Below are 16,682 nucleotides of genomic sequence, written 5' to 3' on the forward strand. Positions count from 1 at the left end.
AAGCTTTTACTTACGCGTTGTGAGTAAAGTGCTAGTCGATAAAGTTTGCTCCATAAATAAAAGCTAAACTCGATTAGGCGTAAGCCCATAAAAAAAGGCCCAAAACGATTCCAACTGTTTGGGCCTAGGGGAATGGCTCGTTGAAGAGCCGTGCGCTACAGATGAAAGCGCCATGCAGTGCGCTTTACAATAGACTCAGTGTAGTTGAGTTTAGTGTGAGTGACACTTTCTCTATCCCCTTTTTTAGGTTATTTCTCGCTAAAAAATGGTCGATTTATAACCATTATGCCTGCGGTGGTAGCAATAACACTTTATCTTTTACTAAGTCTCTGGGCAGGCTGTTTTTTAATTTATTGCCTAAATGTTTAGCCATGCCTAAGGGCGCGCCGCCATAACAGACAATCACTTCACCTTGAGCCTTGCCAGCCATATCGAGGGGAATATCTCGTCCCATCAAATACTCTTTCGCTTGCTCATCGCTAACGTCGACAACTTTAGCGCCGTTTGTCGCCGCAGTAAGTGATTTTCCCGCAAGCGCAATAATGGCTTCATGACGGACTTTAAAGCCATGTTTACTGTGGTCGGCAAGCTTAACCCCAATCCGCTGAAAGCGCATTTTGCCGATAAAATCTCTAAATTCATGGGGAAAGAGCCAAAACTCATCGTCGCGCACCATAATGAGATCATCGGGCAGTTCGATACCCAAATCATCGGCAAAATAGGCTTGAATGGCTTTGGCTTGTTTGGCACTTGCCTCCGTAAAGGGGAAATTCTTTTGCAATTTAGGCTCTGGTTGCAGGCGCGGCACCGAGCGGGTTTTAGTCGATTTAGCGACAAAAAAGCCTTCACTGTCGTAAATTTGCGGCCAAACGTGCAAAAAGCCTTCTGGCGTAGTGGCTTTTTCGGCGCCATCAAACAGTTGGCTTAAGGATTCAAATTGCACCGCATCGCCATAGGTTTGCTGTAAATATTCGCACACGCCTTGGTTTTCGTGCCGATTAAGGGTGCAAGTGGAATACACCAAACTGCCACCCGGTTTTAACGCCAAAAATGCGGATTCGATTAACGCTTTTTGGGTTTCGCTAATTTCGAGCACCTCATCGAGGGACCAAGATTTTAACGCGTCCGCATCTTTACGGACTGTGCCTTCACCACCGCAGGGGGCGTCAATCAACACCGCATCAAAACTTTCATACAGATACTCGCCAAATACCCGTCCATCGAAGTGGGTCAGGGCGCAGTGACTCGCGCCCATGCGCAGCACATTGGCATGGAGCACTTTGACGCGGCTAGCGGAATATTCATTGGCGACTAATAAGCCTTGATTATTCATTAACGCTGCCATTTGCGTGGTTTTAGAGCCCGGCGCTGAAGCTAAATCTAATACAGATTGCCAATCCGCATTTGGGGTAAATAGCGCAGTGGGGGGCAACATGGAGCTGGCTTCTTGGATATAGAATAATCCCTGAATATGCTCTAGGGCGTTGCCGAGCTGCTCTTCTTCATCGTAGCTTATCCAGAAACCATCCTCACACCAGGGTATAGGCTCAAAGGTCCATCCTTTAGGCTGCATTAATTGCTTAAAGTCTTCACTGCTGATCTTTAAGGTGTTGACGCGAATCGAGCGGCGTAGTGGTCTCGAACAGGCCGCGATAAAGTCATCCATTGAGAGATGGGCGGGCAGTTCTTGGGCAATAGTATTGATAAAATTTTGATTTAATTGAACCATAACGGGATTAGGCTGTGTATCAACTGCGGCAAGTATATCATAATCCCTTACTGGGCTGGGATTTTCTCCCTTGGCTTTTGCCATCAATAACCGGTTATCACAGCAACATAAAGAAAAAGCATGGATAAAAATAAGGAAGCGGCAGAGTGCTAAATCGGGTGTGGTTAGTGTTTTTTCTCACATCGCTGCTGGCGATGGCGGTACAGCTTTTCAATGGGCATATAGAGGTGCTTGCCAACGCGGTAGAGGCCATGTTTGCCAGCGCTAAACTCGCCGCTGAAATCGCCTTAGGCTTAGTGGGCGTTTTGTCCCTGTGGATGGGATTAATGCGAATTGGTGAAAAGGCAGGCGTTGTTGGGGCGATTGCCTTTGTGTTTGAGCCGCTGCTGCGCCGCTTAATGCCCGAAGTGCCCAAGGGGCACCCCGCATTTGGCAGTATGACGATGAACTTAACGGCCAACGTGTTTGGACTTGATAATGCCGCCACGCCATTGGGGCTTAAGGCAATGCAGGATTTGCAGAGTCTAAATCCGGTCAAAACCGTCGCAACCAATGCACAAATTCTATTTTTAGTGCTCAATACCTCCTCGGTGACCTTAGTTCCTGTCACTGTGTTTTTGTACCGTGCCCAACAGGGCGCCGCCGCACCTGCGGACATTTTTTTACCCATTCTGCTCGCCACGTCTGCCTCAACCTTAGCGGGGCTTCTGATCGTCGCTGTTGTGCAGCGGCTTTCACTGCTCAATGCCGTGGTGCTCGGATATGGTGCAGTGCTGCTGTCAGCATTAGTCGCCAGTGGTTTTTATTTGATGACCTTAACCGCAGACGCCATTGGCACAGTGTCGACCGCCTTGGGCAACGGGGTATTGCTACTGTTAGTCTTCAGTTTTGTGCTGGTGGCTGGCGTGCGAAAAGTGGCGATTTATGATGAGTTTATCGAAGGCGCCAAGGCGGGGTTTAACCAATCGATTCAACTGATCCCGTATCTTCTAGCCATGCTGCTGGCGATTGGCTTACTCAGGGCGTCGGGCGCCTTGGATTACCTGCTGCAACTGATTGCCAGTGGCGTGAGTCTTTTCGGGTTTGATACTCGTTTTGTCGATGCAATGCCAACCGCATTAATGAAGCCTTTTAGCGGTTCGGGCGCGCGGGCTATGATGCTCGAAACCATGGCGCACCATGGTGTGGACTCCTTTGCGGGGCGCTTGGCGGCGATTTTCCAAGGGAGTACTGAAACAACTTTCTATGTGCTGGCAGTTTACTTTGGCTCTGTTGGGATCCGTCACGGGCGTCATGCGCTCGCCTGTGGTTTAACGGCCGATTTTGCAGGGATCTGCGCCGCGATTGCGGTCTGTTATTGGTTCTATGGCTAAGGATGAGATGGCGAAAGGGTGATTGATAGCGATGCAAACAGTCGCTTTTAGCAGGTAAAATCAGGCGCATTAGATCCGCTCTAATGCGCCTGATTATTAAATGATACCGAGTGCTTTTACCTTGTTATCTTGCTGGTAAAGAGCATCGGCGTAGCAGTGCCTCGCTTCAGGGCTTTAGCTACTGGGCTGGAGCCCATTCCTGCCATTCGCTCTGGGCTTTGTGTTGCAACGGGATCACAGTGCCTTGGTTTAAGCGATTACCTGCTTGCGTCGTTTCCTTAGTCGCGACATTAATCCCGCCCGCTAATAGGGTTTCGAGCGAACCGGCTTCAATTTGTGCACCAGAGAAAATTCCCACATCGACTTTGATGCCCGAAGCGTCCCAGAACTGGCTGCTCTGATTCACTAAGTGACTGTACTGCGGCTCAATATGTGCTTGCATTAGCACGCTGTTGCCTTGAGACGACAGGCTATAACCATCGATTTGGCCGACTTTAATGCCACGGAAGAAGATGGGCGTGCCGACTTTCATCGAGCCAAGGTTGCTATCTTCTAAGGTAAACTTAAGCGCATCTTCGGCCACGTTGGCATAGCTGCTCTCAACCAATTTAGCCTGGAATTGACTCGCCTTTTGGTTGCTCTTACCCGGTAACACACCAATATAAGGCCCAGTGATTAAGGTTTCTGGCGATTTGATCCCCGCTAAGGAGATTTGCGCATCAACCATATGATACTCAGTATCACTGCGGCTGAAGTGCTCGGCATAGTCGCCGTAAAGATAGGCGGTGGCCGTGAGAGTGGCTAAGTCGGCATTGAGCTTCACTTGTGTCACTTCACCCACCTGATGGCCTTGGTAACGAATGGCGGCTTTGGCTGCCAATTTCGCTGAGGCGGGTAAGGTGAGTTTGATGGCTTGAGCCTGCGCTAAGGCGAGCTGTTTGCTTTCGTATAGTTTAAGTGTCGCATTAGGCTCAGTCGTTGAACTATCTAACAAACCTAAGCTGATGCTGCCTTTTAACGCGCCCTGGAGTGGCGCGACGGCGACATCAATACCCGCAAGACTGGCGCTGACATCCACGGCACTATTACGCCAAAACACTTTAGGTTTTTGCACTAAGGGTTGGAACTGCTTATCGATAGCGATTTTAATCGCAAAGTCTTCGGTTTTGCTCTGCCAGTTGACTGACTCCACACTGCCGATTTGCATTTTTTTATAGTAAATCGGTGAGCCTTGGCTGACATCGGCGCCATCTACGCTGGTAAGGGTAAAGTACAGACGTTGCTGCCGAGCAAAAAACTGTTTTGCTTCATCCATTGAGCTAAAGAGTGACAGGCGAGTATTTGCCGCAAGCGGTGTGTCGCTGATTCCTGGGATAAGACTCACGGCCCCTTTGGTGAGGGTCGCCATATCGCGGGTTTTCACCGACACCCCATCGAGTGAGGCATCGATACTCAGCGCCGACTCGGGGATAAAATAGCTGTCACTGCGAACTAAGCTGGCAAACTCAGGCTGCAGCTCGAGTTGATATTCAACGGCCGACAGATCTTTGGTTAATTTCACCGCCAGCACCTGACCGATAGGCAGCTGCTTGTAACGCACTTCCGCACCTGCGGTGAGGCCCATGTTTTCAGTTGAGGTGATAGTAAGCTGACGTTTTTTGGCCTTCAATAGATCGGGCGCCGATTCTTCCAGGGCAAAACTGCTTGGCAGCGCCGTATTGGCATTGGTGCCGGGTAAGAAATTAATCACGCTTCCCGTGAGTAAACGCTCGGGGTTTTTGATCCCAGAGAGCGAAATATCCGCGCCTTCAAGCCAAAACAGTCCGTCACTGGTTAACAGGTTGGCGTATTCAGGCTCAAATTTTGCCACCGCAGTCACGCCGGTTGCGGTGAGTTGTTTGCTCTGCAGAGTACCAATGGTGATGCCGCGATACACAATGCGAGTGCCTTTATCAATCGCGTTGCCATCGTTCATGGTCAGGCTCACTTCAATTCCACCAAGGGCGCTGGTTTCGGAATCATAGAGGGCAAAACTGTCACCATTTTGTGCCGCAGGTGCTTTATCATCAGAGCTGAAACTCACGCCGCCCGCCAGAATGGAAGCCAAGCTCTCAGTGTTGACTTTAATACCCGCTAAACTGGCGTCGACTTTCACGCCGGAAACGTTCCAAAAGTGAGAGTTTTTCTTCACTAAACGCGCATATTGCTCTTGGATAAAGGCGCTGATAATGACTCTGGCGTTGCCGTCTAAACGATAGCTGACCACGCTGCCGACAGGGATCTGACGAAAGAACACTGGTGAACCCACGTCTAACGAGCCGAGTTTATCGGCCGTCAGTTCAATCATTACCCCTTCTGAGCCCACCTGCATCGGTGGTGGTTGACGCTCAGCCTCAAAGAAGGTGGCGGCATTGCCTTTACCGGGTTGAATCGCGATATAGTTACCCGAAAACAGCGCATCTAAGCCTTCAACACCCGTGATGCTCGCTTTTGGGGTGACTAACCAAAAGAGGGTTTCTTTATTTAAGAAAGGCTTAGCGCGATAGTCCATCATGACTTTGACGTTTACGCCTTTAAGATCTTCATCGATACCAATGTCCTTTACCTTACCGACAGTAAGACCTTGGTATTTGACTAAGGTTTTGCCCACATCGATCCCCGTGGCGCTGGGGAAGTGGATCTGAATTTCAATGCCCGATTCTTTGATGCTCTTAATGCCCAGCCATGCGCCGAGTGCGAGCGCCACAATCGGGAGCAGCCAAATCGGCGAAAAGAGTTTTTTCTTCACAACTTTTGGCGATTCAATTTGTGTCATCTTGAGGTTCCAATCGATCCCAGAGTAAACGAGTGTCTAAAACTTTTGCGGCAAGTTGAGTCAGTAAAATCACCAATGCAAACGCCGTGGCCGCAGGTGCAGGCTTTGCATCGAGTAATTGCCCCATATTGACGAGGGCAACCGTCAAGGAGATCACAAACAAATCGAGCATTGACCAACGGCCAATCCACTCAATCACATGAAATCCCACCATGAGTTTCTTTTTCGAAATCGGCAGATTAAAACTGATGGCACAGAGGTAAGTGGCCAAACCGATAATTTTCACCCAAGGCACTAAAATACTGGCAATAAACACAATAATGGCGATGGGCAACATATCCGAATGCACTAAATGGATAATCCCCGAAAAAATCGTATCGTGGCGCACTTGCCCCTGATTGGTGAGCATTGTAATAGGGTAGAGGTTGGCGGGAACCAACAAAATGGCGGCGGTGATCAGCAGCGCCCAACTTTTTTGTAAGCTGCTGTGATCACGGACATGGAGCTCGGCCTCGCAGCGACTGCAGTGGCTATTGTCACTGCTATTGAGCTGCCGGCACACCCTGCACAGGCACAGGCCTAAGTCTTTTCCCTGTTGCTGCATCTTAGTGTCGCTCCTGCATGAGAAGACTCCACATATGCTCAATATCGTATTCACGCTGTAAAAACAGGGTGACTAAAAAAAGCATGGTGAAGCAGAAGGTGCCCATACCGAAGTAAATATCCGAGAAATCAGATAACTGAAATGATGACACCAAAAAGCTAATCACATAAATCTCCAGCATGGTGAGCTGGGATAGCAGCCCTTGCAGCTTTAACAACTGTTTGAGGCTGCGGCGCCAAAACGGACTGCCCAGTCCCCATTTGACGATCAAAATCTGACTAAGGATCGACAGGATCAATAACCCCGGGCCAATCACGGCGGCGGCGAGCACGGCTAATCCCACGACCCAATAACCTTGGTCGAACACCGCAAAGGCGCCCTGAAACACTGTAGTGGTGCGAATGCTACCCAAAAAGTGGATTTCGAGCACCGGGAAAAAATTGGCGGGGAAATAGAACACCAGCGCGGTAATACACAGCGCTAACATGCCGTTTACCGAGCAGTATGGTGTGTCATAAAGTGCGGTGCTGCAGCGCGGGCATAACGCCCTAACACCCGTAGGTAAGGCGCGCTTTCGAACGGCTAAGTCGCAGGAACGACAGAGGATTACAGAGTTTTCTGCTGTATTTTCATGCATATAAAAATATTAAATTAGCCCCAAAGCCATTGAGAGAGCAAATAATCCGCAATAAAACCATATTACAGGGTGAGATAGCACATTGCTTGACCCATCTCGACAACGAAAAGCGTACTCATAGTACCAGAATAATCAGAACACTTGCATCACTAGTTCACTTTATGTCATCCTGATTACTGTATATAAAAACAGTGCGAGGGCAGTCATGGCAGTTATTACACAGTTTGTCGTGGTAAGAGAAGGGGTGGAGAAGATGACATTTACATCGAAAAAGGAGGCTGACGCCTACGATAAGATGCTCGACATCGCCGATAACCTCATTCCATTTATTCAAAAAGCGCAGCTCGGAATTGATGAAACCGTGAGCGAACAGCTCGCATTCTATTTTGCTAACAATAAAGATGAGCTGACAAACTTGCTTAAAGGCGTGGTTCAAGTTAATAGTACGCCATCAAAACAAAATGTAGCGAAAAAAGCGCCTAAGAAGGACGACGCTGCCGAATAATTTTTTAGGAAGTCTATGAAACCGCAATTTTATGAGTCACTGAATCGTCAAGCGCTGGCCTTACTCGAGGGCGAGGATGATTTAGTGGCTGCCATGGCTAACTTTTCTGCTTTGCTAAACGATAACCTAACCGAACTGAACTGGGTGGGGTTTTACGTGATGCGTGGCGAACAGCTGGTGTTGGGTCCTTTCCAAGGTAAAGTGGCCTGTACCCGTATTCCAATGGGTAAGGGCGTGTGCGGTACCGCCGCGCAAACCAATCAGACGCAGCGCGTCGCCGATGTGCATCAATTTGATGGTCATATCGCCTGCGATTCAGCCAGTAATTCTGAAATTGTTATCCCAGTGCGCGCCGATGGTAAGGTTGTGGCCGTGCTGGATATCGATAGTCCTATTTTTGACCGCTTCGATGAAGAAGACCAAAAGGGCTTGGAATTATTGGTAAAAAGCTTCGAAAACTGCCTATTTGCTTAATTTGCGTACAATAACGCATAATTCATAGTCGCAATCGGTGGCGTGCGCCTTATAATAGCGCATGCACTGATAAGGCTTATTTTGAGCACAGCCGAAATAAGCCTGATAGGTTCAGCCGTGAAAAATTGTTAACTTATATTTTTTAACTTTAGTTAACTCGGCGAGAATGCTAATTTGTACTTTGGCTCATATGTGAGCTTAACCAAGATAAACGACTCGTAAGAAGCTGATTTTTATCACCTCGGATTCGATGTCCCTTTTTAACTGTGGAAGTAATGATGGAATCAACAGATAAGTTGACCGACACCAACGCAATTTTGGCGTATTTGTATGAAACATTTCCTTTGTGCTTTATTGCTGAAGGTGAAACTAAGCCATTAAAAATCGGATTGTTTCAAGATTTGGCTGAAAGGTTGGCTGATGATTCTAAAGTCAGTAAAACTCAACTGCGAGTTGCCTTAAGACGCTACACCAGCAGCTGGCGCTACCTGAAATCGGTAAAAGCCGGTGCACAGCGTGTGGATCTTGATGGTCAGCCATGCGGTGAGTTAGAGCAAGAGCATATCGATCATGCTCAAGCGATGTTGAAAGAAAGCCAAGATAAAGCAAAAGCTAAGCGTGCAGCTCAAGCGCCAAAAACGGCGCCTGCGGGTAAAGCCCCTGCGAAGAAAGCCCCTAAGAAAGTTGCCGTGCCAGCACGTAAGACTGAGCGCCCAGCAAAAGCAGCACCTAAGGCAGAGCCTGCTGTAAACTTAGTTCAAGCGCAATTGACCGATTTAGCGAAGAAGCAACGTGTCAATGTTAAGTTAGGGATGACGCCAGTAGCCGGCGTGATCACCGACATTAACAAAGAGGACATTCATGTTCAGCTAGATAGCGGCTTAACGGTAAAAGTGAAAGCGGAACATATCCTGCTGTAATCATTTAATCAAACGGAGTAACTTGTTGATGCGAAAACTCACTTTGGCTACATCCATTGCCACTGTTTTTGTCGGATTCTCGGCTTGGGCTGTCCCCCCTACGATTCAAATCAGCGAGTTACCCACTCTCAAGCAGGAAGCGCAGCATAAAGTGGCGAGTAAGCGAGTGACGGATTTATACACTCGTTCCCACTATCATAGATTTGCATTAGATGATGCGTTTTCTGCTCAGATTTTTGACCGCTACCTGCAACAACTCGACTACCGTCGTAATGTGCTGACGCAAGCCGATGTCGACAGCTTCAAACCTTACGTTAATCAGTTTGACGATATGCTGAGCTCGGGTGAACTCGAGCCTGCTTATAAGATGTTTGATTTGGTTCAGAAACGTCGCTACGAAGGTTTTGTGTACACACTCTCTCTGCTCGACAAAGAGATGGACTTCACCGTTCCGGGTGATGCCTACGAATACGATAGAGAAGATGTTGCTTGGCCAAAAGATCAAGCCGAGATCAACGAATTATGGCGTCAACGTGTTAAATACGATGCGCTGAATCTGAAACTCACTGGCAAGAAATGGCCTGAAATCGTTGATATTCTGCAAAAACGTTATAACAACGCCATCAAGCGTCTGACTCAGACCAATAGCGAAGATGTGTTCCAAGCGGTGATGAATGCGTTCTCCCGTAGCATCGAGCCACATACTAGCTATTTATCGCCCCGTAATGCTGAACGTTTCCAAATGGAAATGAACTTAAGCCTCGAGGGGATTGGTGCGCAGTTACAGCTTGAAGACGATTACACTGTCATCAAGAGTTTGATTGCAGGCGGTCCTGCGGCCAGCAGTGAAAAACTGTCGCCTGAAGATAAGATCGTCGGCGTCGGCCAAGAAGGCGGTGAGATTGTTGATGTGATCGGCTGGCGATTAGACGATGTGGTCGATCTGATCAAAGGGCCTAAGGGCAGTAAAGTCGTATTACAGATTTTACCTAAGAAGGGCGGCTCTAACGCTAAACCGTTTAATCTAACCTTAGTGCGCGACAAAATCCGTTTAGAAGACCGTGCCGCGACCTCAAAGATCATCGAGCCAAAAGACGGTGAATACGCCAACCGTAAAGTGGGTGTGATTCAAATCCCTGGTTTCTATATGAACTTATCCCAGGACGTCGAAAAAGAATTGGTGAAGTTAAACGAAGCCAAGGTTGAAGGTGTCGTCATCGACTTACGTGGTAATGGCGGCGGTGCGTTGACCGAAGCCGTGTTACTGACGGGACTCTTTATCGATATGGGCCCAGTGGTGCAAGTGCGTGACGCCGATGGTCGAGTGTCTGCCCACCGTGATAACGATGGCAAGACGACCTACGCTGGTCCGTTAACCATTATGGTTGACCGTTACAGTGCATCAGCTTCGGAAATTTTTGCCGCTGCGTTGCAAGATTACGACCGTGCGCTGATTGTTGGTGAGTCAAGCTTTGGTAAAGGCACTGTGCAGCAGCATAAGAGCCTTGGTCGAATCTACGATATGTACGAGAAGCCGATTGGCCACGTGCAGTACACGATTCAAAAGTTCTACCGTATCAACGGTGGCAGCACTCAGCTCAAAGGCGTAACCCCTAACATTGCTTACCCAAGTGCGTTAGAGCCGGGTGAATACGGTGAAGCGGAAGAGAAGAATGCTTTACCTTGGGACAAAGTGCCAATGGCGCAATACGGCACCCTAAACGACATCACCCCTGAGTTGGTGGCGAGTTTAGATAAAAAGCACCTTGCCCGTATTCAGAACAATGTTGAGTTTAACTATATCAATCAAGATATTGCCGACTTTAAAAAGCATCATAAAGAGAAAACTGTCTCCTTAGTTGAAAGTGAGCGCATTGCCTCGCGTGAAGCCGATGAGAAGAAAGTACTCGATAGAACCAACGAGCGTCGTGTTGCCCATGGTTTAGCCGCGGTTAAATCGATGGAAGACATTAAAGACAAAGACGACATTGAAGCACCGGATGCCTTCTTAGACGAAACGGCCTATATCACCTTAGATATGGCGGATGCAAAAAAGCTGGCTAACGCTGGCACTAAATAGGCGGTTATTGCGCCTGTTTACCGTATCTTAAAACGCGCTTATGGCGCGTTTTTCTTATTTAGAACAGTGTTAAAGGGAACGACATGACACAAGCACAAGCAAAATACCTTAAAGATTATCAAGCTCCCCAGTTCACGATCGAAACCATTGATTTAGATGTTAATCTCGATGGTAAAAACACCCTGGTTAAAGCCGTTAGCAAAGTCAAACGTACTTCTTCCCACACCAATCCCTTAGTGCTCGATGGTGAAAGTTTGACCTTAGTGAGTGTGGGCATTGATGGACAAGCGGCGACGTATCACGCGAGTGAAGGGCAGTTGTCCATCGAGACATCGCTGAATGAATTTGAGTTGACCATCATCACCCAACTCGATCCCGAGGCTAACTCAAGCCTCGAAGGTCTCTATATGTCCGACGGCGCCTACTGTACTCAGTGCGAAGCGGAAGGCTTTAGACGTATCACGTATTTTCTCGACCGCCCCGACGTGTTAGCCAAATACACAGTGCGAATCGAAGCCGATAAACTGGCGTTTCCGTTCCTGCTCAGCAACGGTAACTTGATTGAGAAAGGCGAGCTCGATGGTGGCCGCCATTACGTGCGCTGGCAAGATCCTTTCCCAAAACCCGCCTATCTGTTTGCCCTAGTCGCTGGTGATTTCGATCTGCTGCAGGATGAGTTTATCACCCGCAGTCATCGCAAAGTGGTACTGCAAGTGTTTGTCGATAAAGGTAATTTACAAAAAGCGCACCATACAATGGCGTCCCTGAAAAAGTCTATGGCCTGGGATGAATCTCGTTTTGACCTAGAATACGACTTAGATATCTACATGATAGTCGCGGTCGACTTTTTCAATATGGGGGCGATGGAAAACAAAGGCTTAAATATCTTCAACACCAAGTATGTGTTGGCAGATACCTTGACCGCAACCGACGATGATTACCACGGTATTGAATCTGTGGTCGGCCATGAGTACTTCCATAACTGGACGGGTAACCGCGTGACTTGCCGTGACTGGTTCCAATTAAGCCTCAAGGAAGGCTTGACAGTGTTTCGCGATCAAGAGTTTAGTTCGGATTTAGGCTCTCGTGCTGTGAACCGAATTCACGCGATTAAAGTCATCAAAAACCAGCAGTTCGCTGAAGACTCAGGCCCCATGGCGCATCCGATCCGCCCCGAGTCTGTGATTGAGATGAATAATTTTTATACTGTTACTGTGTATAACAAGGGCGCTGAAGTTATTCGCATGATGCACACCCTGTTGGGTGAAGCCCATTTCCAAGCGGGGATGAAGTTATACTTCAAACGCCACGATGGCCAAGCCGTGACTTGCGATGATTTTGTCGCGGCGATGGAAGATGCCAGTGGAATCGATCTAACGCAATACCGTCTCTGGTATAGCCAAGCGGGCACGCCACTTGTCACCGCAAGCGACAGTTTTGACGCTGAGGCTGGGACTTACCAGTTAACCCTCAAACAAACCTTAGCTGGTTGTGCTTCACCTTTGCATATCCCCTTTAGCTTAGAGCTGTTAGATGAGAAAGGGCTGTCACTGGTAAATCAAGTGCTTGATTTTACTCAAGCAGAGCAAGTATTTACATTTGAAGGTATGCGCCATAAACCCGTGGCATCCTTACTACAGGATTTCTCTGCACCGGTTAAATTGCATTATCCCTTTGAAATCGATCAGCTTGTACATTTGATGCGCTTTGCCTCGAGTGAAGTGGCGCGTTGGGAGGCGTCGGTGGCGCTCGTGAGTCAAGCGATTTGGCAAAATGTGGCGCATTTGCAGCAACATCACACCATGACATTAGACGAGCGAGTGAAGGACAGCTTTAAAGGCGCCTTACTCGATGAGCAGTTAGATCAGGCGCTGATGGCGGAAATGTTAGCTATACCATCGGCCTCAGCGTTGATTGAGCAAACCGACACGGTCGATTTAGATGCCTTAGCCCTAGCCCGTGAATTTGTGCTCACAGAGCTTGCCGCCTATTGTGAAGATGAGTTAACGGCGCTGTATCGCTCATTGGTAAACCGTGATTGCACAAAAGCGCGAGCGCTGAAAAACCAATGTCTTAACTGGTTGAGCCGAGTCAGTAGCGAGGCCGAAAGCTTTGTGGTTGAGCAGTTTGATAAGGCTACCAATATGACCGACTCACTTGGCGCATTAAGTGCGGCGAATGTCGGTTCGCTACCTTGCCGCGAACATTTGATGGCAATGTTTGAAGCCCGCTGGCGCGATACGCCGCTGGTGATGGACAAATGGTTCATGCTGCAGGCTACCCATGATGTGGAAGGGGTGATTGATAGTTTGCGTCAATTACAACAACACGCGAGCTTTAGCATGAGCAATCCTAACCGCGTGCGTTCACTGATTGGCAGCTTTGCTGCCGGAAATATTTATCAATTCCACCGCGCCGATGGCAAAGGTTACGAGTTTTTAACTGAATGTCTTATCAGCTTAAATAAACTCAACCCGCAGGTTGCGGCGCGTATGGTGACGCCACTCATCCAATTTAGTAAGTTTGATGAGGCGCGCCAAGTCAAGATCAAGGCTTGTTTAACGCGATTGTTGGCGCTGCCTGAACTGTCGAAAGATTTATTCGAGAAAGTATCTAAGGCATTAGCACAGTAGCTATGAAGAGGGCAGCATTATGCTGCCCTCATTCTTCCAAGCAGTAATTGAGCTGTTAGAGTCATGAAGGCCATGTACCCTAGTTATACTATTTAACGAGTTAAGTTAAATCTAAGGTATGACGCTTTATACTATTGAATATGATGGCCTTTTGACGAGGGGAGTAGAGTGTTCTTTGTCCCTGTGAGGCCGATAATTCAAGGCAATAGCTCTGTTTCTACGACATGCTGTTTGTTGGTCCAACAGCTGTAATTGGCCCGTCGTAAATTCCCACTACCAGTTTTATGCCGATTATTTGAGTTTTAATATGGAATTGTATTTTAAGCTAAATCTAAGTTATCGAGAGTTTTTACCTTACTATCAAGGCATTGCCGATAAGGTTGAAGTGCGTGAGCGTCAGGGGCGGATCCTGTGGATTAATGGCCGACATTTTAGGCGTTTTTTAACCGATAACGGTATTCATGGACAGTTCAAACTGGTGCTCGATGATAAAGGGCAATTTGTGTCGCTAGAGCAGTTAGCCTAATAAATTATTGATTTTCACTTAGAGTAATTACTTTAAACGGTCGACTAATTACAATCACGGAAATATGATATTTTCTTTGTGATTATGTTAATGAAATATAAAGTTTTTTGCATGGTTTCTCCCGCGCTTTTCAATCTTCTGCTTTTCTAATTTAAATCCCATCCCTGTAGTAGATGACATAAATGTGTCTACGTGCTTAATTCTTTAGAAAATTTTCTCTAACTGTTCCTTGCTCATGGGGATTAATTGCTGTAACAATGATGTTACCTGTGAGCTAACAAGATGTTGGTTGTAATTCCTAAAACAAAGAATCCAGCAGGGTACGGAGAGCTAAAATGAAAATTGTTAAAAAAAGTTTTAACAAGTCGGCGCTTGCTTTGGGGGTGGCGTCGGCATTGAGTTTATTGATGGTGTCGAATGTTAATGCGGTTGCGTTCGATTGGGGGGAGATACAAGGGACTTTTGACTCGACTTGGACTGCTGGTGCCAGTTGGCGTGTAGGGGAGCGCGATTGGGATGGACAAATTGGTAAGGTAAACCAGCCACAGTTTGATTGGTCAAACTACACAGCGTTTGACAGTACCAAAACTAAATATACTTCTGCTGAGATTTGGGCACAACCTGGTTCTTATTCTAGCAACAACGATTTGAGTAATTTACTTTATTCTCAAGGTGATACTACATCCGAAATCGTTAAAGGATTACACGAGTTATCCCTTAAGTATGAGAACTATGGTCTATTCGTTCGTGGTATGTATTTTTACGATCGTAAGCTAAACGATGGTAACTACGACTTCAATGACCCGTTAACAGGGAAAGAATACGATCCTTGCCGCGACAGTAAGGCTTCTGAAGTGCAATGTAAGGACATCCGTCTGCTGGATGCCTTCGTCTACGCGAATTTTGATTTAAACGATGGTGCCAACCCGCTGTCTATCCGTGTGGGTAACCAAGTGGTTTCTTGGGGGGAAAGTACGCTGATCGCCCACGGTATTGGTGAAATCAACCCAGTCGATTTGAACATCCTGAACGCGCCAGGCGCGGAACTCAAAGAAGCCTTCCGTCCTCAGGGTATGGTGTGGGCCTCATTGGGGATCACCGAAAACCTATCGGTAGAAGGATTCTATCAATATGATTGGGAACCCGTTTGGATCCCAACCCCTGGTTCAATTTTTGCGACTAACGATTTCGCCGGTTACGGTGGTTATAACCAGAACGCACAGTTAGGCTTCAACGCCAACCCAGACATCAATTTAGACTTCTTAACGCAGGAATATCAGAAACTGGCAGGGATGATCGCCAGTGGTCAACCTACGACGGATCAGTTGGCTGCTATGGCCTTAGCTTATCCAACGAAAGTGACGTTAGTGCAAGATGAGCAAGCGCCAAGCAACAGTGGCCAATATGGTATCAAGCTAGGTTATTACGCCCCTGAGTTAGGCGATACCGAGTTTGGTTTCTACTTTATGAACTACCACAGCCGTCGTCCGCTGATCAGCGGTACTGCTGCCGACTTTAGCACTGGCGCTCTGTTGTCAGATCTTGCGGTACTGGGTCAAAACGCGGGAGATATTAACCGCGAATTGCTGCTCAGCTTAAAGAGCTTCTCTAAGGCGCAAATTGTTTACCCTGAAGACATTAAACTCTATGGCTTCAGCTTTAACACCTCATTGGGCGATACCTCAGTCGGTGCTGAAATCGCTCACCGCCAAGACGAACCGCTGCAAATCGATGACGTAGAACTGCTGTTTGCGGGTATGCCACAACAGTTAGCCAACGCGGGCATTCGCCCCGACTTCGACGGCATTTCTCAAATTGATGGCGTACAACCTGGCGAAACCGTTGACGGTTTTATCCGCCTCGATACCACTCAAGCGCAAGTCACTTTCACTCACTTATTCGGTCCTACCTTGGGATTGGATAACTTGACGATGTTGGCCGAAGTCGGTGGGGTATGGATCCACGATATGCCAGGTTTTGATGAACTGCGTCTCAATGGCCCTGGTACTGCACGTTCTGGCGGTAATCCCGATATGCCTGGCATCATCCAAGCGCTGCATAATGGTCCAGAAACCAACCCATTCCCAACGGATTTTGCTTGGGGATACCGTCTGGTGGCTAAAGCGGACTTTAACAACTTGTTTGCGGGCGTGAACATGTCTCCTCGGTTGATTTTCTCACACGATGTCGACGGTATTACGCCTGATCCTATGTTCCTCTTTACCGAAGGACGTAAGTCAGTGGCCTTGGGTCTGAATTTTGAATACCAAAATCGTTGGGGCGCAGACTTATCCTACAACAACTTCTTTGGCGGTGTAGGAACAACCAACGCGATGTCAGATCGTGATTATATTTCTTTCAATATCAAGTATTCGATCTAAAGGAC

The 16,682-nt window shown here is 47.7% G+C and carries 12 protein-coding genes; 8 read left to right on the forward strand and 4 right to left on the reverse strand.

What is annotated here, in order from left to right; genetic code table 11:
* Positions 1 to 283 precede the first annotated feature (283 nt).
* On the reverse strand, positions 284 to 1,729 hold the full coding sequence (rsmF, locus tag N5E87_RS09355) for a 16S rRNA (cytosine(1407)-C(5))-methyltransferase RsmF (RefSeq protein WP_279775846.1): 1,446 nt from the start codon (positions 1,727 to 1,729) through the stop codon (positions 284 to 286).
* Between the two features lie 146 nt (positions 1,730 to 1,875).
* Between rsmF and N5E87_RS09360 the strand changes: the two genes are divergently transcribed.
* On the forward strand, positions 1,876 to 3,102 hold the full coding sequence (locus tag N5E87_RS09360) for a spore maturation protein (protein WP_086903594.1): 1,227 nt from the start codon (positions 1,876 to 1,878) through the stop codon (positions 3,100 to 3,102).
* Between the two features lie 178 nt (positions 3,103 to 3,280).
* Here the strand turns inward: N5E87_RS09360 and N5E87_RS09365 are convergent, their stop codons facing one another.
* From N5E87_RS09365 to N5E87_RS09375, 3 genes are read right to left on the reverse strand one after another with little or no spacing between them, the layout of a single operon-like run.
* A complete protein-coding gene (locus tag N5E87_RS09365) occupies positions 3,281 to 5,917 on the reverse strand; it encodes an MlaD family protein (protein ID WP_086903595.1) in 2,637 nt (878 codons plus the stop codon).
* Entirely contained in the window at positions 5,904 to 6,521 is a 618-nt protein-coding gene (locus tag N5E87_RS09370) for a paraquat-inducible protein A (protein ID WP_011622444.1), read from the reverse strand. The genes N5E87_RS09365 and N5E87_RS09370 overlap by 14 nt, the downstream gene beginning before the upstream one ends.
* 1 nt (position 6,522) lies before the next feature.
* Positions 6,523 to 7,158 carry a paraquat-inducible protein A gene (locus N5E87_RS09375; RefSeq protein WP_086903596.1) on the reverse strand — a complete coding sequence of 212 codons (636 nt, stop codon included), beginning with the start codon at positions 7,156 to 7,158 and terminating at the stop codon, positions 6,523 to 6,525.
* Positions 7,159 to 7,363: 205 nt separating this feature from the next.
* On the opposite strand from N5E87_RS09375, the gene N5E87_RS09380 reads away from it, so the two are divergent.
* The 7 genes from N5E87_RS09380 (at position 7,364) to N5E87_RS09410 (ending at position 16,677) form a co-directional block, all read left to right on the forward strand.
* Complete coding sequence (locus tag N5E87_RS09380; protein WP_086903597.1) at positions 7,364 to 7,663, forward strand: YebG family protein; 300 nt, start codon at positions 7,364 to 7,366, stop codon at positions 7,661 to 7,663.
* 15 nt (positions 7,664 to 7,678) lie between these two features.
* On the forward strand, positions 7,679 to 8,137 hold the full coding sequence (locus tag N5E87_RS09385; RefSeq protein ID WP_011625985.1) for a GAF domain-containing protein: 459 nt from the start codon (positions 7,679 to 7,681) through the stop codon (positions 8,135 to 8,137).
* A 278-nt stretch (positions 8,138 to 8,415) separates the two neighbouring features.
* A complete protein-coding gene (gene proQ / locus N5E87_RS09390; RefSeq protein WP_086903598.1) occupies positions 8,416 to 9,057 on the forward strand; it encodes an RNA chaperone ProQ in 642 nt (213 codons plus the stop codon).
* A 28-nt stretch (positions 9,058 to 9,085) separates the two neighbouring features.
* Positions 9,086 to 11,137, forward strand: a complete 2,052-nt coding sequence (gene prc / locus N5E87_RS09395) for a carboxy terminal-processing peptidase (protein WP_279775271.1) — start codon at positions 9,086 to 9,088, stop codon at positions 11,135 to 11,137.
* An 83-nt stretch (positions 11,138 to 11,220) separates the two neighbouring features.
* Entirely contained in the window at positions 11,221 to 13,770 is a 2,550-nt protein-coding gene (gene pepN, locus N5E87_RS09400; protein ID WP_279775272.1) for an aminopeptidase N, read from the forward strand.
* Between the two features lie 307 nt (positions 13,771 to 14,077).
* Entirely contained in the window at positions 14,078 to 14,296 is a 219-nt protein-coding gene (locus tag N5E87_RS09405) for a DUF2835 domain-containing protein (protein ID WP_011622451.1), read from the forward strand.
* A 335-nt stretch (positions 14,297 to 14,631) separates the two neighbouring features.
* On the forward strand, positions 14,632 to 16,677 hold the full coding sequence (locus tag N5E87_RS09410; protein ID WP_086904713.1) for a DUF1302 domain-containing protein: 2,046 nt from the start codon (positions 14,632 to 14,634) through the stop codon (positions 16,675 to 16,677).
* The last annotated feature ends 5 nt before the right edge of the window (positions 16,678 to 16,682 follow it).

It is taken from the genome of Shewanella sp. GD03713 (assembly GCF_029843705.1).
Taxonomy (GTDB): Bacteria; Pseudomonadota; Gammaproteobacteria; order Enterobacterales; family Shewanellaceae; genus Shewanella.

Coding starts and splice junctions, on each gene's coding strand:
- rsmF (WP_279775846.1), bottom strand. CDS start 1,729: ATGGTTCAATTAAATCAAAATTTTATCAATACTATTGCCCAAGAACTG.
- N5E87_RS09365 (WP_086903595.1), bottom strand. CDS start 5,917: ATGACACAAATTGAATCGCCAAAAGTTGTGAAGAAAAAACTCTTTTCG.
- N5E87_RS09370 (WP_011622444.1), bottom strand. CDS start 6,521: ATGCAGCAACAGGGAAAAGACTTAGGCCTGTGCCTGTGCAGGGTGTGC.
- N5E87_RS09375 (WP_086903596.1), bottom strand. CDS start 7,158: ATGCATGAAAATACAGCAGAAAACTCTGTAATCCTCTGTCGTTCCTGC.
- N5E87_RS09380 (WP_086903597.1), top strand. CDS start 7,364: ATGGCAGTTATTACACAGTTTGTCGTGGTAAGAGAAGGGGTGGAGAAG.
- N5E87_RS09385 (WP_011625985.1), top strand. CDS start 7,679: ATGAAACCGCAATTTTATGAGTCACTGAATCGTCAAGCGCTGGCCTTA.
- proQ (WP_086903598.1), top strand. CDS start 8,416: ATGGAATCAACAGATAAGTTGACCGACACCAACGCAATTTTGGCGTAT.
- prc (WP_279775271.1), top strand. CDS start 9,086: ATGCGAAAACTCACTTTGGCTACATCCATTGCCACTGTTTTTGTCGGA.
- pepN (WP_279775272.1), top strand. CDS start 11,221: ATGACACAAGCACAAGCAAAATACCTTAAAGATTATCAAGCTCCCCAG.
- N5E87_RS09405 (WP_011622451.1), top strand. CDS start 14,078: ATGGAATTGTATTTTAAGCTAAATCTAAGTTATCGAGAGTTTTTACCT.
- N5E87_RS09410 (WP_086904713.1), top strand. CDS start 14,632: ATGAAAATTGTTAAAAAAAGTTTTAACAAGTCGGCGCTTGCTTTGGGG.